The organism is Acinetobacter sp. SFB, assembly GCF_001647545.1.
In the GTDB taxonomy this organism is placed as follows: domain Bacteria; phylum Pseudomonadota; class Gammaproteobacteria; order Pseudomonadales; family Moraxellaceae; genus Acinetobacter.
Genome location: NZ_LSZH01000011.1, coordinates 75,270 through 97,938, shown reverse-complemented (window position 1 = coordinate 97,938; position 22,669 = coordinate 75,270). Strand labels below are relative to the sequence as shown.

Genomic DNA, 22,669 nt, shown 5'->3' with positions numbered 1-22,669 from the left:
TGATTATAGATAATCTTTAACGATTATTTATAACGATTTACCATTTTCTCTAAAGAAATTGGACGAATCTTGTCTGCATGACCCGCAGTACCAAATGCTGTGTAACGGTCTACACAGATTTGTTTCATTGCATCTACAGTTGCAGAGAAGAATTTACGTGGATCGAATTCGCTTGGTTTTTCTGCCATCATACGACGCATCGCACCGGTTGATGCCAAACGTAAATCAGTGTCGATATTGATTTTACGAACACCGTGCTTGATTGCTTCAACCAATTGCTCAACTGGCACACCATAAGTTTCTTTGATGTCACCGCCGAATTCATTGATTACAGCCAACCATTCTTGTGGCACAGAGCTTGAACCGTGCATAACAAGATGGGTATTTGGCAATGCCGCATGAATTTCTTTAATGCGGTCAATGGCTAAAATATCACCTGTAGGTGGACGGGTGAATTTGTACGCACCGTGTGAAGTACCCACTGCAATGGCCAAAGCATCTACATTGGTATCTGCAACGAATTGGGTCGCTTCTTCAACAGAGGTTAAAAGCTGAGAATGGTCAAGAACACCTTCAGCGCCTACACCATCTTCTTCACCGGCCATACCGGTTTCAAGGCTGCCCAGGCAACCAATTTCACCTTCAACTGAAACACCACAAGCATGCGCCATTTGAACTGTACGACGTGTTACATCAACATTGTATTCGTAACTTGTAGGCGTTTTACCGTCTGCACCCAATGAACCATCCATCATGACTGATGAAAAGCCCAGCTGGATTGAGCGTTGGCATACATCAGGGTCAGTACCATGATCTTGATGCATAACCACTGGAATATGTGGCCACTCTTCAATTGCTGCCAAAATTAAATGACGTAAGAACGGAGCGCCTGCATATTTACGAGCACCCGCAGATGCCTGAACAATAACAGGTGAATTCGTTTCGTCTGCGGCTAACATAATTGCGCGCATTTGTTCTAAGTTGTTTACGTTAAACGCTGGTACGCCGTAGTTGTGTTCGCCGGCGTGATCCAAGAGCTGGCGCAATGAGATAAGTGCCATAATGTCCTCCCAGTTGATGCCCCATATTCTACATGGTGAATCATTTCAATTCAGTAATAAAAAACACTATTTCAAAAAAAATCCCTGCTTATGCAGGGACTTTTAAATAAAACATAACAAACTTAAGGTGCAGTGGCTTCAGAAGCTGCAGCTTCGGCTACCGGAGTTGCTTCATCTGCATTCGCATTGGCTATTTCCGCAGGTACATCTGTATTTTTTTCATCCAGAACAGGTTTGTCAAGTGAATCAATTGCCGCCTGTTGCTCTGGTGTAATTTTTTCTTCTACAGCCGCTGTTGCAGCTGCATCATTTTTTGGAGCTTCATCTTTCTTGGCACAAGCAGTTAAAGTCAAAGGTGCAATAAGAAGCGCTGCAAGTATTAATTTCAAGTTCATCAGATTTTCCTAGGACAGGAGATTTAATGAAGGTCATATTATTGCAGATATATTTCATTTTGATGACTGCAATATGTACTGCACAATGACAAAAGGCTGACCGGAGTCAACCTTTTGTCATATTTACTTTATGGCTTAATCTGATTTAAAGTTTCTGATCTAAAGATTAAGCACGCTCAAGCAATACAGCTACTGCAGGCAGTGTTTTGCCTTCGACAAATTCAAGGAAAGCGCCACCACCGGTAGAGATATAACCAATTTTGTCAGCCACTTCATATTTATCGATTGCAGCCAAAGTATCACCACCACCCGCAATAGAGAAACCTGCTGATTCAGCAATTGCTAAAGACAAGGCTTTCGTGCCTTCACCAAATTGATCGACTTCAAATACACCCACTGGACCATTCCAAAGAATCGTTTTTGAAGTTTTGATAATTTCAGCAAATGCTTTTGCAGTTTCTGGACCAACGTCTAAAATCATGTCGTTGTCGGTTACATCCGCAACGTTTTTAACTACGGCTTTTGCTTGAGCCAATGAACCCAAGAAATCAGCAAAGTTAATTTCAGCTGCATCTGCAACCACAACATCTGTTGGAAGCGGAACTGATACTTTTGCAGCAATGGCTTTGGCTGTGTCGATCAAATCATTTTCGCATAATGATTTACCTACGTTGTAGCCAGCAGCAGCCAAGAATGTATTGGCGATACCACCACCAACAATAATTTGGTCACAAATGCCAGAAAGCGAAGTTAACACATCCAGTTTAGTTGACACTTTAGAACCTGCAACAATCGCAACCATTGGAGATGCAGGTGTTTTAAGTGCCCGGCCTAGAGCATCCAGTTCAGCTGCAAGTAATGGACCTGCCGCTGCAACAGTAGCATAACGCGCTACGCCTTCAGTCGAGGCTTCTGCACGGTGCGCCGTACCAAATGCATCCATCACAAATACATCGCAAAGTGCTGCATATTTTTGTGCAAGTTCAGGATTGTTTTTCTTTTCACCCGGGTTGAAACGCACGTTTTCAAGCAATACCACCTGACCTGCGGCAACTTCAATACCATCTAAGTAGTCAGTTAATAATTTAACGTCTTGACCCAAAGCTTGAGTCAAATAAGCAGCAACAGGAGCTAAAGACTGTTCTGGTTTAGGTTCACCTTCAACGGGACGACCAAGGTGAGAACAAACCATTACCGTAGCGCCTTTTTCTACCGCTGCTTTAATTGTAGGAAGTGCAGCGCGTAAACGTGCATCACTTGTAATCTCACCATTTTTCACAGGTACGTTTAAATCTTCACGGATAAGAACACGTTTACCTGTTAAATCGAGGTCAGTCATACGCTGAAAATTCATGTATAGCTCTCTTTATAGATATAAAAACCGCCCGATTTTAAATGATTATGTAGAAAAAGGTTAGCTTCTTTTGCATAAAAGCTGTCGAAAGGCAAAGTTTTGATTATCATAGTCAAAAGCCACCCCATGATTTAGAGCTTATGTCTATTCACCCAGATCCAAATATCAATCGTTTAAATGTTTTAGGCGAACCTATGGCTAGCTGTTGCTATGCTCCTATTACCGGATATTTTCGTAACGGCTTTTGTCATACGGCTACAACCGATCTTGGTCAGCATACAATGTGCGTACAGATGACCGCTGAGTTTCTTAATTTTTCACAAAAAGTAGGTAATGACTTGATCACACCTTTACCCGAAGTCGATTTTCCAGGTTTAGAGCCCGGTGATTTTTGGTGTATTTGTGTGACCCGTTGGGTTGAAGCATACCAAGCCGGTATCGCTCCTCCGATTAAAGTTCAAGCTTGCCATCAAGCTGTACTCTCCTATGTTCCGCTTGATGTGCTTATGGAATATGCAGTGTAATGAGTACTCCGCAAATTATTTTGGCTTCCAGCAGCCAAACTCGTAAAGACTTAATGAACCGTCTTCGCATCGATTATCAAAGCATCGTGCCTGACATTGATGAATCTCCCCGTGGTGAAAATCATGCAGATCATTTAGCCAAAAGACTGGCTTTTGATAAAGCCAAAGCTATTTCAGAACAGTATCCAGAAGCGATTGTAATTGGATCTGACCAAGTGGCTTGGCGTGAAGGTGCACCGGATATTTTTATTGGCAAACCGCTCACTGTTGAAAAAGCGGTGAAACAACTGCGAGCCAATTCCGATAAAATCGTATATTTCAGCACTGCCTTAAGTGTGCAACAACTTTCTAGCGGCTTTGAACACACGCTGGTCGAACACTATAAGGTTAAATTTCGCAAGCTCAGTCTTGCTGAAATTGAGCGTTATATTGAAGTAGAACAACCTTTAATGTGTGCCGGCAGTTTCAAATGTGAAAGCTTGGGGATTAGCCTGTTTGAGCAAATGACTGGACAAGACCAAACCACTTTGATGGGTATGCCGATGATTCAGCTGTGCCATATCCTGCGTCAATTGAATATTTTAGTTCCTTAATTTTAGGCTGTATGTATGTCTCAACCTTTAGATGTCTTAGGCGGAATTACCGCTGAACAATTCCTTGCCGAATATTGGCAGAAAAAACCATTACTGGTGCGTAATGCGCTTCCTGAAATTGCGAATCTTTTAGAACCTAGCGATGTCATGGAACTCGCACTGGATGAAAATGTCAGTGCCCGCCTCATTAAACAAAAAGATAAAGATCCAAACCAATGGTCTGTAAAATCATCGCCTTTAATCAAAGCTGATTTCCAGAAGATGCCAAAACTTTGGACTTTACTGGTACAAGCTGTAGATCACTACTCTTTTGATCTGGCAGAACTGTGGAAAAAATTTCCGTTTATTCCGCAATGGCGTCGTGATGACATCATGGTGTCCTATGCTCAAAAAGGCGGCTCAGTCGGTAAACATTTTGATTTTTACGATGTATTTTTAGTTCAAGGTCATGGACACCGCCGTTGGCAATTAGGTCAAATGTGTAATGCAGAAAGCGAATTTGTTGCAGGTCAACCGTTAAAATTACTGCCAGAGATAGATGTCAATTTTGATGAAGTTTTAGCGCCGGGCGATTTACTCTACGTGCCACCAGGTTTATCTCATTACGGCGTAGCAGAAGATGACTGTCTGACATATTCATTTGGCTTCCGTATGCCGAATGTGGCTGAAATGATGGATCGCGTCACTGATAAATTTGCCGATGATCCATTGCTTAAAAATCCACTCACAGACATCATCCGCGATAAAATCAGTCCGATCGGTCAAATCAGTCAAGCTGAACTTGAGTATTTAAAAGCAGAACTTTTAGCTCAATTGCAAAATCCAACCGTGCTTGAAGATGCACTGATGAGTCTGATGTCGGAGCCAAAATATCCGGAAAATATTCCTGAGGCTGAAGCACTGGGTACAGGTGATTTAGAAGAAGCCATGGATCAAGGTTATTCACTCATTCTTGAGCCGGCATCACGCCTACTTTATACCGAAGATGAAGATGAGTTACTATTCTGGGCCAATGGTGAAGGCATTTGTATTTCTGAAGCCTTTGCACCAATTTTAAAACAATTGGCCGATGGCAATCCGGTATTACTTGATGAAAATCTTTATGATCCAGATATGCTGGAAGACATCGTGAACTTGTTAAATGAATCGATTCTGATGTTATTACCTGCTGCAGAGCAAGAATAAACTAAACAATAAGGGGAAATTAGCTTTCCCCTTATTTCTTAGCCTAAATTTAATCAGGCATATGAAAAATAGAGGTTATTCATTTTCTATTTAGATTTCGTAAAATCAAACGCAAAATAACTTACAAATTTTAATTTTTTACCAATTCGATAGTGCGAGGTCGCTAAATAAAGATCTGTATCTATTTGTACCATTTCATCATGATAGCGTCTGACCCAATTTGGATTAGCAGATAAATTATGATTGATAATCAGAACATCTTGGTCACTAAATAGTGATTTTCCGATATGGGCATTAAATTGATATCTTTGGGTTTCAATTTTACCAATTACTAATCGATTCAATCCTGTTAATTCTCCTGCAGGTGAAAGGTTAAATACTTTACCTCGCCAAAGATTTAAACGCTGAAACCAAAAGGGTTTAATCACCATACCTTTTGCACTGCCATTTAAAGATTCAATTTTTGGACAAGTTCCTGTTTTAAAAAGTTGATTCAAATCTTTTATATTTAAAGTCTTTAAATCATCGAGTTCCTGAATATTATTTAGTTTTAAATGATTACTCATCACATCTCCCCTTATCTTGTCACCAAAATTTATTTTTAATAATTATCTTTTTTAGATAGAACAATGAACGCTCATATCTTAAAGGCTATGATTAGCTTCAGCTCTCACCTGACAATTTATTTATTACAAGCTTATTTCAGCGGCATGAAATCATTTAAGCTGAATCATGGCTTGAATTATCGTACATCCCTCTTCAGAAGATAAGTTAAGTTCCGCCCCTATACGTTCTAAGCGCATTTTAATGCTGCGCATACCAATACTTAAGCCCTGTTGTGCCACACAATCCGTATCAAAACCCACGCCATCATCTTGTATGGTCAAAATCAATTGATTTTCTAAAAGATAAGTCATCGATACTTTTACATTTTTTGCCTGACTGTGCTTAATTACATTGGTTAAACTTTCTTCTAAAACCCGAATCAAGGTCAAACACTGTAGTGCGCTGGGTATTACCTGCCACTCACGAGGAAAAGTCCATTTTGAATGAACCTCTAACTCATCCATCAGCTGGCTAAAGCGGTGTCTGACGGGTGCAACCCACATCACGGGACTGACTGGAATTTTATTATCAGCAGATGAACCACTATCAATAATTTGTCTTAAATCATCTCTTAATAATTTAAGCATCGATAAAAATTGCTGATTTGGAATATTATGGGCACTTTGATCTACCAAAATCATAGAACGAACCAGTGATGCACCTAAACCGTCATGTAAATCATGGGATAGATGTATTCTTTCTTGCAGCCTGACATTCTCAATTTCTAACTGATGTTTTTCATTCAGACTTGAACTTAAATCATGACTGACCTGATTGATTTTAATTTCCAGTTCTGCATTAAATGTTTCTATTTTCTTTACATTGCGTGTCAATCTCACGCCCAATATAACCACCACAAAAAAGATAATAATCGGTGAGGTATAGGGTGATAATGGTCGTGCATCAGATGTTGATTCCGATAATAAAAATAAAATATCCACTACAGCAAAACTGAAAATTCCGGTTAAACAAATGGCTAAAAAAATATAATCTGATCTTCGAGATTGCATCGCTTGGTAGCTTATATAGAGATAGGTAATGAAAAATAAGCCTACATAAATTAAAAATACCAGTGGAAAAACCAAATCAACAAATTGTTGAGGCGTGAGAAAAATACAAGCGATAGCAAGTCCAGTCACCCAATAAATCGAACTTTCAATTTTGGCTAAATGTGTTTGAATAAATCGGAGTAAATAAATACAGAAACTAACAATATACAGGACAAAGAAAGTCAAATTTGCTTGGGTTGCCATTAAGCTGGTTGGATATGGAAATATTTCTGTAGTCAGTACATTGGAAATAAATAACACCCATAGTAATGAACTTAATGCGAACCAACCAAAGGGAGTTTCTTTAGGTCTTAATAACCAGATCACAAAACAGATCATCCCCAAAGTGATCGATAAAATGATATTTATTAGAAATAAAGTTCTGCGGTTCCAAATTTTGCTCTGATATGCATCATAATTGCGTTGCATATTATTAAAGGAGATATTACCAAGGCCGGGAGATTGAAAAGCAAAACCATTCACATAAATCAAAATTTCATTTTCATCAGATTTTAATCCCGACGTTGGTAAAATCCAGTAACGTGGCATATTCCAGCTTTTTGACAAAGGTTCCTGTAAATGCTGATCTCTCCAGAGTAAATCACCATTTAAAAAGATTGCGCCCGCAGAATTAATATAATCTACTGAAAAAGCAATCGGCTCTGTTAACTTCGCATTATTTTGACATGACCAGCTCCATTGGATTTTGTACCATACTGCTCCATTATAATTTTTCCAGCGCTTTTGCCACTGATCTGGCAAATTTACAGATTGCCAACCCTGCTTGGGTAAAACTGTGTCTGAACTGGTCTTAACGGTACCAATAGAATGAATCTGTACTGCACATTGTGCATTAATACTTTTAGTTATTTCTGCATAACTGATTTGACTAAATAGAGCCATTAATATGCAAAGAAAATGCAGAATAAAATGCTTCATAAAATCCCTAAGGATCGTGCTGTACTCACTGCTTTAGTTCTTTTCGTCACAGCCAATTTTCGGTAAATATGCTTAATATGACTTTCAACTGTGTATTTAGAGACAAATAATTGTTCCGCTATTTCTTTATTACTCATCCCCTGGGCAACCAAGTCTAAAATTTCTGTCTCACGATTGGTCAAAAGTGCCACAGCCGACTCTAATGATTTATCATCATTCGATTCTGTAATCACTGAAGCTGAAATCTGTTTTAAAATTTCTTGTGCAATAAAAGGATCAATCGGTGCTCCACCACGCAAAATACTGCGAATAGCTAACCGCACCTCCGCATCATCGCGCTCTTTCAAGACATAACCCGTCGCACCCGCTTTAATCGCTGAAAATAGACTTTCTTGAGTACTCCACGCTGAAATTACTAAAATTAAGACACTACTATCTAGGCTACGCAGCTTTTCTATCAGCTCCACGCCATTTCCATCAGGAAGGCCGAGATCGACCAAGGCCAAGGAAATAGGTTGCTGTTCGATTTGCAGGAATGCTTCTTTTAGATTCTTGGCAAAAATAAGCTCATCATTGTCATAACCCAATTCGGCCAATATATTTCTTAATCGTTCTCGAATGAGATCTTCATCTTCAACAATTAAAACTGGTACAGGTAAAATCGTTTCTAATCCCGACACACACTACCCCTTTTTTATTGATCCAATTTAACGGGAAAACAATTAAAAGAATATCCCTAAAACTAAGTAATTTGATGACTTTTATACCAATAATTAAAGTTATAGTTTGTTATTTTAAGATTTATCCTCTCAATTTAACACGATAAAATAAAAACTCTGATGATTCAATCGCTGATTAATACTTGATCAATAAATTAATCATCAGGTGACACAACGCCTGTCACTTGTAGTAATTAGAGTTCGTTAAATTAGATATCATGGTTAAACTTAATAGCATTAGGAAACGACACAACCTCTGTCATTTTCTGAAAAAATGAGTTTCCACTAAGCGAATTTGAGATAAGTTTATAAGAAAGCCAAAGAATTAATCTCTGGCTTTTATGAATGGCTTAAATTTATTTCCTTAGTAGTTACCTGTCATCGTCATTGCCGCTTCATAGGATTCACCACTATTCAATGTCTATTATAGATTGAATCTACAACAAGACTATTTGCGCCATTATCTGCAATATTGAATGTTCTGATCTGAATAGATGCGCTCAGTTGACTCTTAATCCCTAAAAGCTTGTAAAAATTGTAATTGTTGAACCGATCTCCTCACTCCACTGAAGAAGTATAAGAAGTTTCATCACTTGCAATTTTTGCTGTAAATTCAATAGCATCATCAGGGTTTAAGATGATACTTCCGTTATGAATACTTGAGGTTACAAAGTCCGTGTTACTTTTGGCATTGGTCTGTTTGGTTGAGTCGAATTTACATCAATACAATTGACGAGCTTGGCGTTTGGCAAAGTACGTTTTTGTAGTAAAGAATTATAAGCAAAATTATAATATGATCTATTTGCATATTTAGAAACATCAGTCGTTTTGCTTTCTCCATTGGCATTGTATTCAATGAGCCCTTTTGTAATCAGAGCTAAAACATAGTTCTTGTTGCCGGAAATTTCTTTACCTACTATGGTTCCCTTTAATTTATATGAGCCAAATTCAGTAATAATGCCATCTACATTCTGTTTAACATCGGTGATTGTTGAAAAACCACTTGCATGGGGAAAGCTCTAGATGATTTTATATGTCTTTGAGGTGTGCAATTTCTAAAGAACTGAACCAGTAGATTCATTATCTGAGCCTAAACCATTGTTTGCCCCCCGTTTTATTAGTGCCACCATTTGATAAGCAAGTAAAAGAGTCAGCTTTTTCTATTTAGATTCGAGCTCATTATATATTCACTAAGCACTTATTAAAGTAAGATAAAAAAATTTTAAAAACTTATTATTAGAGTCATTAAATATAAATTTTCATTGTTTTTTATAAAATCATTTATCGTTCAATGACATTCTATGCCTCGTAAATGACAACTTATATGTCGTGTGACGTTAATTCATCTCAATTAAATTTATTATGTACCAATGTCGGAGTGAAAGGAAATTGATTCATTGAGATAAAAAAACAGCTGATCTAGCTGTTTCTTGATTGTCGTTTTGATCATTCAGCTATATTGTTTTTTTAAATATTTAACAATATCGGCTGACTCAAACATTTTCACGCCTGTATTCGGGTCAACTAAATAAGGAACCTGGATATCACGTCCCATAATTTCAACCACTTTTGCGCGTTTACCGCCGTGTAGGGGTTGATACCTTCCTGGCTTCAGACGTAAAACTGCGGGGCCCATATCTTGCCAGCGTTCTTTAGGCACATTATGGAATATGAATGGAAGTTCCAGTTCAGTTAAAACACCACGTACAATGCGTGTAAATGGACTCGCTTCAAAACCCCATAATTCTAAAAGTTGGCTAGGCACTTCACGATCAGTAATTTTTTTATTCACCCACACCCCACGTGCACCATTAATGATTGTTCCCGCAAAAGCAGCCACAGGAATTTTGGGATAGTGCGCAAATTTTTTCGGCGTTTTTCCAGTTCGACCATAATGCTTAAATAAATAATGGATGATGTCTTGGGACTCATACATATGGGTGCCCGAATTTTCATCAATAAAAAATGGAAATTGTTTTTTTCCACCTTTCTCTTGGACAATTTTTCGGTATTTCTGTCCACCTTTTGGACAGGGATAAACTTCATAATCCAGATTTAATAAAGTCATGACTTCACGTACACGACGGCAAAATGGCGAACCTTCAAACTCATAAAGTTTGAGTGGTTTTTCCGGCTGTTGAGGAAATGCAGTGCCACTAACTCCGCGTCCACCTGCAGTCAAGGCTGAAGCTAAAGCCTGTACAACTTTAATTTGATGATTCACCATTTTTATCCTTATGTAACTGTCGTTATAGGTCGACTAATTTTTCTTTTGCAATCACAATTCCATTATTATCCGCGTAGAGATAATCGCCAGAATGGATGCTTACCCCACCAAAATACAAAGTTAAATCGACCTCGCCAATGCCTTTGCGATTACTTTTTTGTGGAATTGCAGCCAATGCATGTACCCCCAGATCCAATTCAGCAATCGCATCAACATCCCGTATACAGCCATAGATGACTACACCATTCCAGTGGTTCTTAACCGCTGACTCTGCAATCATGTCGCCCATCAAGGCACAGCGCATTGAAGCCCCCCCATCTACTACCAGCACTTTACCGGTACCATCAGTCGCAAGCAGTTCTTTTACCCGCGAATTATCTTCAAAGCATTTCACAGTCACGACCTGACCCGCAAAACTTTTACGTGCGCCATAGCTTTTAAAGAATTTACCATCGATGGATGGTGTCATCACCTGAATTTCTTTTTCTGGATTGTCGTCAAGTAAATCGCAAGTTACAAATGCTGCATTAGACACTTTTCAGCTCCCTCATTTAGAATTTTGTATACGTAAATTATCATAAATTTCAAACTTTTCAGTTTGAGTTTGCGCTGCCTCGACCATAGTATGAGCCACCTGCTTTGCTGTCACTGGCTTATATTTAAATGAATTGGGAACTAAATGCGAAAGTTTCTGATATAGCTTTTGAGTCAGGTCTTCCAAGCTACGTTGTTCTGGACGATCACCCAACAATAATGAAGGACGTAAAATCGACACACATTGCAGATCTAAACTCTGGATATGCTTTTCTAATTCACCTTTTACTCTATTATAGAAAAAATTTGAATTGGTATTTGCGCCCATCGCGCTGATCAGCAAATAGTGAGTATGGGTCGATTCAAACAAATCGGCAAAATGTACATTTATTTCATAATCAATATCATGAAATTTTTGCTTAGATCCGGCTTTTTTTAACGTTGTCCCTAAACAACTAAATGCATGGCTATATCCATTCACATCTTCGTCATTGAGTAACAGAAAATCATCCAAAATGAATTGTTGTACTTTTTCTAAGCTTTTGAGTGAAGAATCTTCACGACGGACAACAGCGGTAATTTTCTCGCAACTTTCTATACGATTAAGTTGTTTCAGTAGCTCACGACCTACTAAACCCGTTGCTCCAATTACAATCGCACTTTTAATTGATTTAGTCATTTTTTAAGCAATCTCTATAGGTTATTACTAATCTAACGGTTTCTTTATACTTTTTATGCATCTAAAATGTTGTCAAAGCAAGTCAAGACTTGACTTAACGTCATAGTTTAATCACAATATGGCACTTGTTTACGGGCTGGTGATAATTCTTCTGATGAAGGTTTTCAGTTGCAATTTCAGCCCGCCCAGACCAATCTAATTCAAGGAGTGCACGAGTGGCAAACTCTGCTCAAGCTAAAAAACGTGCTCGTCAAAACGTTAAAGCACGCAAACACAACGCTAGCTTACGTTCTATGGTTCGTACTTATCTTAAACGTACAGTAGCTGCAATCGCTGCTGGTGATTATGCTGCTGCTTCAGAAGCATACAAAACTGCGGTACCTGTAATTGACCGTATGGCTGATAAAGGCATCATCCATAAAAACAAAGCTGCTCGTCATAAGAGCCGTTTGAATGCACAAGTTAAAGCTTTGGCTAACTAAGTTGTTGCATTGAAAAAAGCCCGTTAAGGGCTTTTTTTACGCCCGAAATTTCATTATTTACAGTGAAAATATCTTAACTTTTTGAACTTAAACTCTTTAAGCTGATTAAGATTAGCCTGTAATCAATTAAAAAAGCCCATTGGGTAAATCCTGCTTAAATTATTTATACAATAAACATATGATTAATAAATAATTCTAACCACACCCTATAATTGAGTTTTAATATTTTTATCTTTTAATACCTCCTGTTTACTCAAAGTAATACATGTTTATTTTCAGATCAACTCTTGTAGAGGATTAGTTAATAATCAAATGAATTCTAAGAAAATTTTATAAACTGAAATTTGTTTTGACTGACTCACAATTATCTTTAAGTATTAAATTAATTGGAGAAAAGCAATGTTAAGAAAAATTATTCTAGCAACCAGTATAGTCACTTCTTTAACCTTGGCTGGTTGCAGTACCTCTACACCAAACCCCTCTACCGATCAAAATTTAACCCAATTACAGAATAAAAATTGGGTCCTAACCGAAATCAATCAAGTTGTTTATAAAGCTGACCCGACACAGTCTGCTGTCCCCGCTATGAGATTTGATCGTCATGAAGTAAGCGGCACCGATGGATGTAACCAATTCAGGGGAGGTTATGCGGTTATGGGAACTCAGATCAAATTTGCAAATCTAAAAGCAATAGAAAATAATGCGTGTTCCAGTGCCACTAATTTATCCCAAAAATTCTCTCAAGCCTTAAGCCAAGTTGTAAGTTACGATGCCTCGAAGAATGAATTGAAGTTACTCGATAGCAATAATAGCGCGGTGATTAAATTTAAAAATCTTAAATAGATATAAATTAGCCCTCATGTGAGGGCTTTTTGTGTCTATTCCTATCAGGACTTTACAAAACGAGCTCTCTATAGGGCTTGTTTTTTTTAATCAATAACTTACAGCGCTACTATTTTACTAAAATTTTAGATAACAACTTTAAATTTCGCCCCTTTGATGCTGCCAAAATCAAACTTTGATTCTGAGGAACAATCGTCCATTTTTGGTTATTACCACTACCACAACCATACATCGTAATTTCACCCCGCCCATCCGCACTTGGCGTCCAGCCTCCATAGAGATCTAAACAGCTATTGCCTTGGCGTAACTGTTGTGTATCACCATTTACTGTAACGCCCCATAGTTGCCCCTGTAAATCATTATTACACGATGTAAGTGCTCTAGAAGTGGTTAAACATAGATCTGGATACTGTTGGTTATGAAGCTTACCCACTGCATCATGAATCCACATTGTAGATGGCTCTCCCGTACACCCATTTTTACCACTCATATAAACATTCAGCTTACCTGTATTAAGGCTCTCTACTTTCAGACAGCTATTCCCCATTTTTGGCATAACTAACATGTTCGCATTTGCTAATGGGACATCCGCATTTAAGCCAAGTTCATTTACGAAATTATGGAAAGCTTCCAATGCTTCTGCATTACCACTATCCAAGTCGGCATGATAAACATTAACCCAACGGTTCAAACGATAAATTTTAATTTGTTGCTGTGTATAACGTACCATTTCAGTTTGAGCCTCTGGCGAAAGCTCATCTTTAAAATTACGATATGAATCATAAAACAATCTAAATGCAGGCAATAAACTTACCACTTCTTTACCTTTATTTTGTATAAAGGCTTGTTCCAGTTACGGCATTTCAATATGTCTTAAAGCGGAGTAAGTATCTTGCTGACCAATACTGACATAAGGCGACATCGCTTCAGTCGCTACAGGAATATTAATACTTGAGAGTTTAACTGCCTGCTCATTTACTTTTTGACAATATAAATCAACAGATTGTGGCTGATCACTTTGCGCCAAATTGATATGGAATTTATTTGCATTACCATTCATACGCTGTGGTGCTAAGGCAATATTCTGTGAACCATTTAGATACTGTACACTCAACCAGCAATTTGCAGCTGTACCTACATTGGCTTGTGGCAAGTTAAATACATTACCCCAGTTACCACGTGCCGCAGGATAAATTAATCCTTTTTGATTTACAGGATCATATCCTCCCAAGATCGTATAAACAGGTACACTGAATAAGCGTGGTTTTAAATAATTACCATCTGTACTGTTATACCAAACATTACCTGACTGAGGAACTTTAGGTTGAGACACCTCCATCATCCTCGTCACTGCATTCCACTTTTTATAACCTGTAGCTGAGTCAGCAGCCCAATTATAACGATCAAAAGCAGGTTGAATTTTTTGTTGGGTGCTATAACCGGTGTAATGGGTATATCGTGAAATCGAACTTGCGGATGAACCACCTGACATTGCATCCCAGCCATAGGCATATTTGTCTTGGAAATTAGGTACGCCATTTGTACCGTCCCCTAAATTAGTTGCTCCCCAATTTAGATTTCCACGCATTTTATTTCTAAATGCAATATATCCCCAACCACTGTCTGCATGATGTGCAGCCAAAAACATGTTATTTCCAACTGAACCTGGGTAATGACCCAAACCATAATGATGTCCAATCTCATGACTAAATTCATTACCCACCGAGTCAATGAGCGTTAAAATTCCATTACCACCACTGAGTCCATGATTTGATTGACCATTACTGTAATTGCCACGAGCATGATGAATAACAACGCTTTGAGTTAATTGTGGTTGCTCCTGACTCTGCATTGATGAGCTTGTCACACCCCAGTTTGCAAGATTAATCCCTACACTAAAGGTTGATTTTGCAGTATTTTCACGCATATCACCTTCATATACTCCACCCGTGGTTGCACTGGCTACATCATAAATTACGCCACTTGCAACCATGACCTTTTCAAGCTTCATATCCTCATATTTACTGACAATCATATGTGCTGCTGGAATCGTCTGAAAATAATCTGTCCCTGCCTTTTCAGGTTCAAGCAACATATAATGACCCGTTGATTTAGGCGGATCAGTGAGCAAACCTAATCGGATACTTTGAACGACCAGCTCTCCGGGCACTGCAAAATCAATATCCTCAGAACGTAAATCACCACTCTTATTACTTGCCGGATCAATGATTCGGATAGATAAACCTGTACGAACCTCATCCCAATTTAACGCAGCTGTCCATGCTCGTTTTGAAAACTGAACCCGCGGACGATCATCAGCATTAGATTGGTCTGAAAATGAAATACGAGATGGCTCTTTGAGTCGAATGGTCCGAATAAGCTGATGACCCAAATATATTTCAGCATTTAAACTTTCTAGATTGCCCATTTCTGATGTTGGTGTCACCAAAAGTAGCGCATCTTTCTCAGTGGTTAACCTTGGCAAATATTCTTGTTCATTGTTTTTAGGGTTGACCACATGGCTTTGTGCAAATTGTACCATCGCTGAAAAACTACCATTTAAGTCATTTCTAATTTGACGATTAAATCCGAACTTATTTAAATCAAAAAAACCTAAGATAGATTCTTCTATAACATCTTTTTTAGGTTCTGGATATTTTGAAATAAATGGCGGGATAACCGGTGTACTCGGCTCAATTGGTGTCGAAGGAATACTCGTATCTGGCTTAACAGGTGTGCTCGGTCCAATCGGCGTCGAAGGGATACTTGTATCTGGCTTAACAGGTGTGCTCGGTCCAATCGGTGTCCAAGAAATACTCGTATCCGGGTTAATTGGCGTACTTGGTCCGATCGGTGTTGACGGAATACTCGTATCTGGTGTTTCTGGCGTACCATCCCCGGGTAATTCATTCGTACCGTCCCCTGGGAGTTCATTGGTACCATCCTCAGGAACTTTATTTGGAATATTCCCTTCAGAACTACCAGACCCACCACCACATGCCATAAGCATTATAGATAAGGTACATAAAGTTAAGTATTTAAACCGTAACCGCATCACACTTCCACCCCAATATCACCACAACTCTCCAAAAAAATAAAAATTATGTGACTGAATTAAAACCATATTAATCAGTAATTTATACTAACTTATAGAAATAATATATTAAAATACCAAGGCCAGCCATTAGAAAATATGCAAAGTACAGCTCGAAAAAATTGTATTTCCTGGGCTTATTATTCAGTTTTTGCAATAAAATGAGAGCGAGATAGAACATTTATTTATATAAAATATTTAAATGTATGACGCATTTTTTTAAAAGTCAGCGTATATAACACCAACGTCAATTTAGTTAGTGCCAATACTGATCAGATATTTAAAATTACAGCAGATAACATGGATTTATCATTTTTTAAATGCAAAGCTTCATGAAGAAATTTTTAATGTGAGCAAATTTTTTCTTCTTCTAAATATGTATTTTATTTTTCTATTTTTTATTTTTCTAATTCCTGAAACTCTCGAATCGAAAGCTCATTGACTTTACCGCGCCAAATCCATTTAAGTTTTGATTCTAAAAACTCGTCACCTTCAAACCAGACAAATAAACCTTCCATCATTTGAGGCCAGTCTTCTCGACTAATGGTATTACGCCCCGAAATCACAGCAATGATTGCCGCTAAAATCGTATCGTGGCTCACTGCCAAACTTAGACCAAAATGATCTTGTGGATGGGTGTTATAAATAAGTTCTAATACGTCTACTACGCCCGTAATCGGATGTTTCATTCCCGGCAAGGCATTATTAACAAAACTATTAATGAAGCCTAAAGCGCCCTGTTTTATAAAATATGGACCTGCCTGTTTAATATCCAGCACAAAACTTCCCGGTTCAACCAACAAGCCTTGCTCGACAATTTCAATACAATGTGTATTCTGCGCAAGTGTACTAGAATCTGCACCTTGAATCATTAAAACTGCTGTATCGACACAACGTTGAATGGGGCTTGAAATACAGTGTTGAATACTACGGTCTGTATTTTCAATTAAATAAGTTCCCCACGCCTGTGCCAAATCGCGACCTTGTGAGGTTAACTGCAAATCGTAGCCAGCCAAACCCTGCCCAGCCACTACTTCACGAATAGAATGCCGAGTAAATAAAGTTACAGGTGTTTTTGCATCGGGCAACAAATCAATTGCCTTGAGCATACTTGCAGGGAGTAGGTCTAGCGCCATGATGCAGCCAAAGATTAAACATGGTTCGGTACACTATAACATGTTAAAACATCACCTCAATACATGTTCGCCATAAGTCCTAGAGCACGGAATGCCAATTTTTTTATTTCAATATTCTTAAAGGCAATAAAGCCGCCGTTCAACAAATTATCTCGCTGATTGTATAAAAAAGGACGGCCTTGCAAATCTACCAATCCACCACCAATCCGCTCCAGTAAACATTGACCTGCGCTGGTATCCCACTCGCTCGTTGGATGGAAGCGTGGATAGATATCGACCTTTCCTTCAAGCATCATACAAAATTTATAAGCACTCCCTGCCTTGAACTCAACAATCTCAACTTCATGTCTTAATATTTCCAAGTATTCACCATATTTTGACCGACCTTGGCTACTTTGACTTAAACCCACTTTAATCGCTGCGCCAGGTTCATCTTCTGCATATTCTAGCCATTGTCCGGTTTGAGTCTCAAATTTCAACGGTAGACCTTGCTTCGGACAAATATAAAGGCTCTGCTCAGCAGGAATTGCCAATATCGCAAAAGTAGTATCTGCGCCTTCCACCAAACTTAAGTTAATGGTAAATTCAGGGCGTTTATGCAGAAACTCTTTGGTTCCATCTAAAGGATCAAGCAACCAGAATTTTTGCCATTGCTTACGATCGGTATGGCCCCCTTCTTCTGACAATACAGGGATCTGTGGAAAACTTTTTTGTAATGCTGTGGTGATAAAGTCATTGACCCGATAATCAGCTTGGGTCACAGGTGAATTGTCACTTTTCTGCTCGATATCGAAAGCCTCACCTGCACAATAGGCCTGATATTCCACTCGCAAAATTTCACATGCCTGTGTCACAATAGGGATAAGCTGTAAAATTAAAGCATCTTGTGGTGCTGTTGTTATTTTGAACATAGATTACCTATATATGCCGAATTACTCAGAAAAACCGACCATCATCTTTGATATGGATGGCACGCTCCTTGACCTTGCTTATGATGATTTCATCTGGAATCATCAACTTCCCATTCGCTATTCGGCCACGCATGGCTGCACGCTCGAACAAAGCACTGAATCGTTATTTCAGTTCTATCAGCAACATAATCATACCTTAAATTGGTACTCAACCCGGTTCTGGAGCGCAAAAGTTGGGGTCGACACCTTGGCACTGCAACATGAATTTAAACATAAAGTTGCGCTGCGTGCAGGCTGCTTAGAGTTACTCGATTATCTCAAAAGCAATGGCTATGCTTGCTGGATTGCCACCAACGCAGATTGCGAAGGCTTAAAGTTTAAACTGGAACAAACCCAACTGGCCGATTATTTTCATGTGATGATCAGCAGTGAAAGTATCGGTTACGCCAAAGAGTCGATCGAATTCTGGCAAAAACTACAAGCACTTCATCCCTTCCAAATCAATCAAGCCTATTTTATAGATGACACAGAAAAAGTACTCAACAGTGCAAAAAAATTTGGTATTGGCAATTTAATTACCATTGCACAGCCCTCATCTAAAGGAAAGATGCGGACTGAAAGTCCTTATGCTATTTTACAAGACTTAACCGATTTAATCGTTGTGTTAGAACAAGCTGAGGATCAGAAAAAATATGCCTAATCCCTCTCAACAAAACACTGTTGAAAGTATGCGTGTTGACAAATGGCTGTGGGCGGCACGTTTTTTTAAAACCCGTTCCCTATCTAAAGCTGCTATTGAAGGCGGGAAAGTCCACCATAATGGTGAACGCGTAAAAGTTTCCAAAGAAATTCGCGTGGGAATGGAACTGACCATTCTGCAAGGTTTTGATCGGAAAACCATTCTGATCAAAGCCTTGTCAGCAAACCGTGGTGCAGCCCCGATTGCACAACAACTTTATGATGAAACTGAAGTTAGTGTTGCACGACGAGAGTTGCTTACAACACAAAGAAAGTTGCATAATCTAGCCCGACCTGAACATCGGCCAAGTAAAAAAGATCGCCGACTAATCAGCAAATTCAAACAAGATAATGATCAACAGTTTGGCCAGGACTGGTCATACAGCGATGATTAATTTAAGCGTCATATTCTGTCGTACTCGACCGGATTGATATAGAACATAAAGAATGAATCTGTCACTATACTTGGGTGGAACACGTTTTAAAGTAACTCATCCACTTAAGTTAATATTTTTGTGACATCGTTTTGAGGTTGTGAGATGGATGATAATAAAAGTAAGGCGCTAAATGCTGCCCTAAGCCAAATTGAAAAACAATTTGGTAAAAACACAGTTATGCGTCTTGGTGATAATACCGTACTGGCTGTTGAAGCGGTGTCTACAGGTTCTTTAACACTGGACATTGCCTTGGGTATTGGTGGCTTACCGAAAGGTCGTATCGTAGAAATCTACGGGCCTGAATCTTCGGGTAAAACCACGATGACTCTGCAAGCGATTGCACAATGTCAAAAAGCGGGTGGTACTTGTGCCTTCATCGATGCCGAACATGCGCTTGATCCTCAATATGCACGCAAGCTGGGTGTAGACCTTGACAACCTGTTGGTTTCTCAGCCAGACAATGGTGAACAGGCACTTGAAATTGCAGACATGCTGGTTCGCTCAGGTGCGGTTGACATGATCGTTGTCGATTCCGTGGCTGCATTGACCCCTCGCGCAGAAATTGAAGGCGAGATGGGTGATTCACATATGGGCTTACAAGCACGTTTGATGAGTCAGGCATTACGTAAAATTACCGGTAATGCAAAACGCTCTAATTGTATGGTCATCTTCATTAACCAGATTCGTATGAAGATTGGTGTGATGTTCGGTAGCCCTGAAACCACAACGGGTGGTAATGCACTTAAATTCTACGCTTCAATACGTCTCGATATCCGTCGTATTGGTCAAGTGAAAGAAGGCGATGAAATTGTCGGTTCTGAAACACGTGTTAAAGTCGTGAAGAACAAAATGGCACCTCCGTTCAGAGAAGCATTATTCCAGATTTTGTATGGTAAAGGCGTGAATCAGCTGGGTGAACTGGTTGATCTTGCAGTTGCGCAAGAGCTGGTTCAAAAAGCAGGTGCGTGGTATTCATATCAAGGTAATAAAATTGGTCAGGGTAAAAATAATGTTATCCGCCATTTAGAGGAAAATCCTCAAATTGCACAGGAACTTGATCGACTTATTCGTGAAAAGCTGTTAACCCCTGTGACCAAACCAATTGAAGAAAAAGATGAAGAAGAACCAGACTTGCTCGATGCTTAAATAGCATGATGTTAAAGTCGAATTTTTCGAGTTAAACTGTAAAACGCCCTACGGGGCGTTTTTTATTTGATGTGATCGATACACGATATGAGTAATCCTAAATTTCCAAAAATGCTTAACTATGAAGCCATCAAGCAACAATTTGATGATTCATCGACAGAGTCAACAGCAGCATTATCCGCCCCCATAGAATCAGAAGCATTACATTTTGAAGATGACCCACAGCCCAAGCCTAAAGGTCTTACAGGCTCGCGCTTACGCTCTTATGCCTTTGCCATACTGACACGCAGAGAATATTCAAAAGCCGACCTGATTGAGAAGCTTGCGCTATATGCCATGGATCGTGATGAGGTATTGAAGCTGGTCGATGAGTTAGCAAAAGAAAATTATCAAAGTGACCAACGCGTGGCAGAAATTATGCTGTCTAGCCAAAAACGTAAAGGCAAAGGTCCAAACCGTATTAAGTTGGCATTAAAATCAAAAAAAATTGACGCCAGTTTAATTCAGGAAGAATTAAAAGAAACCGATTGGAATGAACAGGCTTATCAACTGAAAGTAAAAAAATATGGCACAAAAGTAGAAAAAGAGCCAAAACTTAAAGCAAAACAGATTCGCTTTTTAATGTATCGGGGGTTTGAAATGGATGCGATTATCAAAGCAATTACAAGAAAAGAAGATGAGTTTTAAGAGAACAATACAATAAGAATTATTATTTTAGAAACTGGTGGCAACCCCACTAGCAAAACTTCGGCACATCATAGTTCTGTTACCGTTGCTACCTTCCGGTCCTGGCGGGGTTCACAGAGTACAATTGCGAAGCCACCAGCGGGGCTACCATTGCAAGATCAGAGTATAGAGATTTTTATTTAACTTGCAAGCCTTGCAACGACTTTTCGTGCCACATCGCTTTTGTTTGATTATTAAAAAAACAATCTTGATTAAAAACAGCATTTTTTTATATTTTTTATCAAGGCTATCAATTACTTTAAACCTACGACAAGTTTGTAAATGCATATTGCATTTCACCGCATGGACGTTTTTAATGTGTTCAGATCTTTTAAATAGGTACATTCTAAATATTGCAAATTTTGAATATACCTAAGAATACGACATGGATATTTTTATGATGCTCAAACAGCATGTTTTATGTGCCCTCGCCTTATTTGGTTCAGTTTCTCTCTATGCCAACATTCCAATTGAATCTCGTGGTTTAAGTCAAAACCCTGTTGAGCCGAGCGCTAACAGCGTCGCAATTAATTCTGGTGCTGCAACTGCCAATGTACCGACCAATCTGAACTGGCAAATCATGCAGAAAAACCAGCAATTAGAAAATGATATTCGTGCCTTACGCGGCAAAATTGAAGAACAGGACAATGAAATTGACAAGCTTAAACATGAACTCACCAATCGCTATACTGATCTGGATCAGCGCCTAGAACTTTTGCAGCAAAAAGTAGATCCGGAAAGCGCAACCTCAGAGGAGGATAATCAACAAGATACCTCTCCCAGCACCGCAAATAGCCCAACCGTAGTCACAGCAAAGACAACGACTACACTACCAGCAGCAAAGACTACAAATACACAAGCAACACCACCCACTAGTGCTCAACAGTCTTCAGCTGAAATGGATAAAGCAGCTTATACGGTTGCTTTAGATGCCTATAAACAAGGTGGTGCGAAAAAAGCCATTGCACCGATGAAAAACTTTATTAAAAATAATCCCAACAGTGTTTATATTAGTAATGCTTATTTCTGGTTGGCAGAATTCAATTTAGCCATTGAACCGACCAATTATGCTGAAGCAAAAAAGAATTACAACATTGTAATCAATCAATATCCAAATTCGGCCAAGGCTTCACTTGCCCTCTATCAACTGCATAATATTGCTAAAGATGTAGATCGTAATACAGCACTGGCCAATCAACTTAAAACCAAGCTAATCAAAGATTACCCAAAGTCGGAAGAAGCGGGTTATTTCAAAAAATAAGAATACAAAAAAAGACACCATAGAAGGTGT

21 protein-coding genes, 1 other RNA gene and 1 pseudogene are annotated in these 22,669 nt (G+C 38.9%); 10 read left to right on the top strand and 13 right to left on the bottom strand.

Annotated elements, in window-relative coordinates; genetic code table 11:
- Positions 1–23 precede the first annotated feature (23 nt).
- From fba to AY606_RS04955, 3 genes are all read right to left on the bottom strand, one after another.
- Positions 24–1,061: a class II fructose-bisphosphate aldolase gene (fba, locus tag AY606_RS04965; RefSeq protein WP_067724604.1), complete on the bottom strand. Its 1,038-nt coding sequence runs from the start codon at positions 1,059–1,061 to the stop codon at positions 24–26.
- Between the two features lie 122 nt (positions 1,062–1,183).
- Positions 1,184–1,456, bottom strand: coding sequence for a hypothetical protein (locus AY606_RS04960; RefSeq protein WP_067865635.1), 273 nt, complete (start codon positions 1,454–1,456; stop codon positions 1,184–1,186).
- A 166-nt stretch (positions 1,457–1,622) separates the two neighbouring features.
- Entirely contained in the window at positions 1,623–2,810 is a 1,188-nt protein-coding gene (locus tag AY606_RS04955; protein WP_067865632.1) for a phosphoglycerate kinase, read from the bottom strand.
- A 140-nt stretch (positions 2,811–2,950) separates the two neighbouring features.
- On the opposite strand from AY606_RS04955, the gene AY606_RS04950 reads away from it, so the two are divergent.
- The 3 genes from AY606_RS04950 to AY606_RS04940 are packed head-to-tail and all read left to right on the top strand — an operon-like array spanning position 2,951 to position 5,112.
- The gene (locus AY606_RS04950) at positions 2,951–3,334 is read left to right on the top strand and encodes a DUF2237 family protein (RefSeq protein ID WP_067865629.1); all 384 of its coding nucleotides are present in this window, start codon (positions 2,951–2,953) and stop codon (positions 3,332–3,334) included.
- Entirely contained in the window at positions 3,334–3,927 is a 594-nt protein-coding gene (locus tag AY606_RS04945; protein ID WP_067865626.1) for a Maf family protein, read from the top strand. The genes AY606_RS04950 and AY606_RS04945 overlap by 1 nt, the downstream gene beginning before the upstream one ends.
- A gap of 15 nt (positions 3,928–3,942) precedes the next feature.
- Entirely contained in the window at positions 3,943–5,112 is a 1,170-nt protein-coding gene (locus tag AY606_RS04940; RefSeq protein WP_067865623.1) for a ribosomal protein uL16 3-hydroxylase, read from the top strand.
- Between the two features lie 86 nt (positions 5,113–5,198).
- On the opposite strand, the gene AY606_RS04935 is transcribed toward AY606_RS04940, so the two are convergent.
- The 6 genes from AY606_RS04935 to AY606_RS04910 all read right to left on the bottom strand — a co-directional run bounded on the left by AY606_RS04935 (position 5,199) and on the right by AY606_RS04910 (position 11,865).
- Positions 5,199–5,678, bottom strand: a complete 480-nt coding sequence (locus tag AY606_RS04935; RefSeq protein ID WP_067865620.1) for a hypothetical protein — start codon at positions 5,676–5,678, stop codon at positions 5,199–5,201.
- 150 nt (positions 5,679–5,828) lie between these two features.
- Positions 5,829–7,670 (bottom strand): sensor histidine kinase, encoded by a 1,842-nt coding sequence (locus AY606_RS04930; RefSeq protein WP_249409220.1) that lies wholly within the window; start codon positions 7,668–7,670, stop codon positions 5,829–5,831.
- Between the two features lie 32 nt (positions 7,671–7,702).
- A complete protein-coding gene (locus AY606_RS04925) occupies positions 7,703–8,386 on the bottom strand; it encodes a response regulator (protein WP_067865614.1) in 684 nt (227 codons plus the stop codon).
- Positions 8,387–9,875: 1,489 nt separating this feature from the next.
- On the bottom strand, positions 9,876–10,652 hold the full coding sequence (locus AY606_RS04920) for a glutathione S-transferase N-terminal domain-containing protein (RefSeq protein WP_067865611.1): 777 nt from the start codon (positions 10,650–10,652) through the stop codon (positions 9,876–9,878).
- Positions 10,653–10,674: 22 nt separating this feature from the next.
- Positions 10,675–11,187, bottom strand: coding sequence for a ribonuclease E activity regulator RraA (gene rraA, locus AY606_RS04915; protein WP_067865608.1), 513 nt, complete (start codon positions 11,185–11,187; stop codon positions 10,675–10,677).
- 12 nt (positions 11,188–11,199) lie between these two features.
- Positions 11,200–11,865 (bottom strand): NAD(P)H-binding protein, encoded by a 666-nt coding sequence (locus AY606_RS04910; protein ID WP_067865605.1) that lies wholly within the window; start codon positions 11,863–11,865, stop codon positions 11,200–11,202.
- Between the two features lie 215 nt (positions 11,866–12,080).
- Here AY606_RS04910 and rpsT point away from each other — a divergent pair, with 215 nt between their 5' ends.
- Complete coding sequence (rpsT, locus tag AY606_RS04905) at positions 12,081–12,347, top strand: 30S ribosomal protein S20 (protein WP_005010321.1); 267 nt, start codon at positions 12,081–12,083, stop codon at positions 12,345–12,347.
- Positions 12,348–12,746: 399 nt separating this feature from the next.
- Entirely contained in the window at positions 12,747–13,190 is a 444-nt protein-coding gene (locus tag AY606_RS04900; protein ID WP_067865603.1) for an META domain-containing protein, read from the top strand.
- Between the two features lie 109 nt (positions 13,191–13,299).
- Here AY606_RS04900 and AY606_RS04895 read toward each other — a convergent pair.
- From AY606_RS04895 to AY606_RS04885, 3 genes and pseudogenes are all read right to left on the bottom strand, one after another.
- Positions 13,300–16,245, bottom strand: a pseudogene (locus AY606_RS04895) (M66 family metalloprotease).
- Between the two features lie 437 nt (positions 16,246–16,682).
- Positions 16,683–17,420 carry a histidine phosphatase family protein gene (locus AY606_RS04890; protein WP_067865600.1) on the bottom strand — a complete coding sequence of 246 codons (738 nt, stop codon included), beginning with the start codon at positions 17,418–17,420 and terminating at the stop codon, positions 16,683–16,685.
- 56 nt (positions 17,421–17,476) lie between these two features.
- Positions 17,477–18,331, bottom strand: a complete 855-nt coding sequence (locus AY606_RS04885; protein ID WP_067865597.1) for a 3'(2'),5'-bisphosphate nucleotidase CysQ family protein — start codon at positions 18,329–18,331, stop codon at positions 17,477–17,479.
- A 13-nt stretch (positions 18,332–18,344) separates the two neighbouring features.
- On the opposite strand from AY606_RS04885, the gene AY606_RS04880 reads away from it, so the two are divergent.
- The 4 genes from AY606_RS04880 (at position 18,345) to AY606_RS04865 (ending at position 21,339) form a co-directional block, all read left to right on the top strand.
- Positions 18,345–19,031, top strand: coding sequence for an HAD-IA family hydrolase (locus tag AY606_RS04880; protein ID WP_067865595.1), 687 nt, complete (start codon positions 18,345–18,347; stop codon positions 19,029–19,031).
- Positions 19,024–19,464, top strand: coding sequence for an RNA-binding S4 domain-containing protein (locus AY606_RS04875; protein WP_067865592.1), 441 nt, complete (start codon positions 19,024–19,026; stop codon positions 19,462–19,464). Before AY606_RS04880 ends, AY606_RS04875 begins: the two co-directional genes overlap by 8 nt.
- 144 nt (positions 19,465–19,608) lie before the next feature.
- Entirely contained in the window at positions 19,609–20,652 is a 1,044-nt protein-coding gene (gene recA / locus AY606_RS04870; RefSeq protein ID WP_067724567.1) for a recombinase RecA, read from the top strand.
- Between the two features lie 87 nt (positions 20,653–20,739).
- A complete protein-coding gene (locus AY606_RS04865; RefSeq protein WP_067865590.1) occupies positions 20,740–21,339 on the top strand; it encodes a regulatory protein RecX in 600 nt (199 codons plus the stop codon).
- Between the two features lie 44 nt (positions 21,340–21,383).
- Here the strand turns inward: AY606_RS04865 and ffs are convergent.
- Positions 21,384–21,480: signal recognition particle sRNA small type (ffs, locus tag AY606_RS04860), an RNA gene on the bottom strand.
- Positions 21,481–21,775: 295 nt separating this feature from the next.
- Between ffs and AY606_RS04855 the strand changes: the two genes are divergently transcribed.
- Positions 21,776–22,639 (top strand): YbgF trimerization domain-containing protein, encoded by an 864-nt coding sequence (locus AY606_RS04855; protein WP_067866598.1) that lies wholly within the window; start codon positions 21,776–21,778, stop codon positions 22,637–22,639.
- The last annotated feature ends 30 nt before the right edge of the window (positions 22,640–22,669 follow it).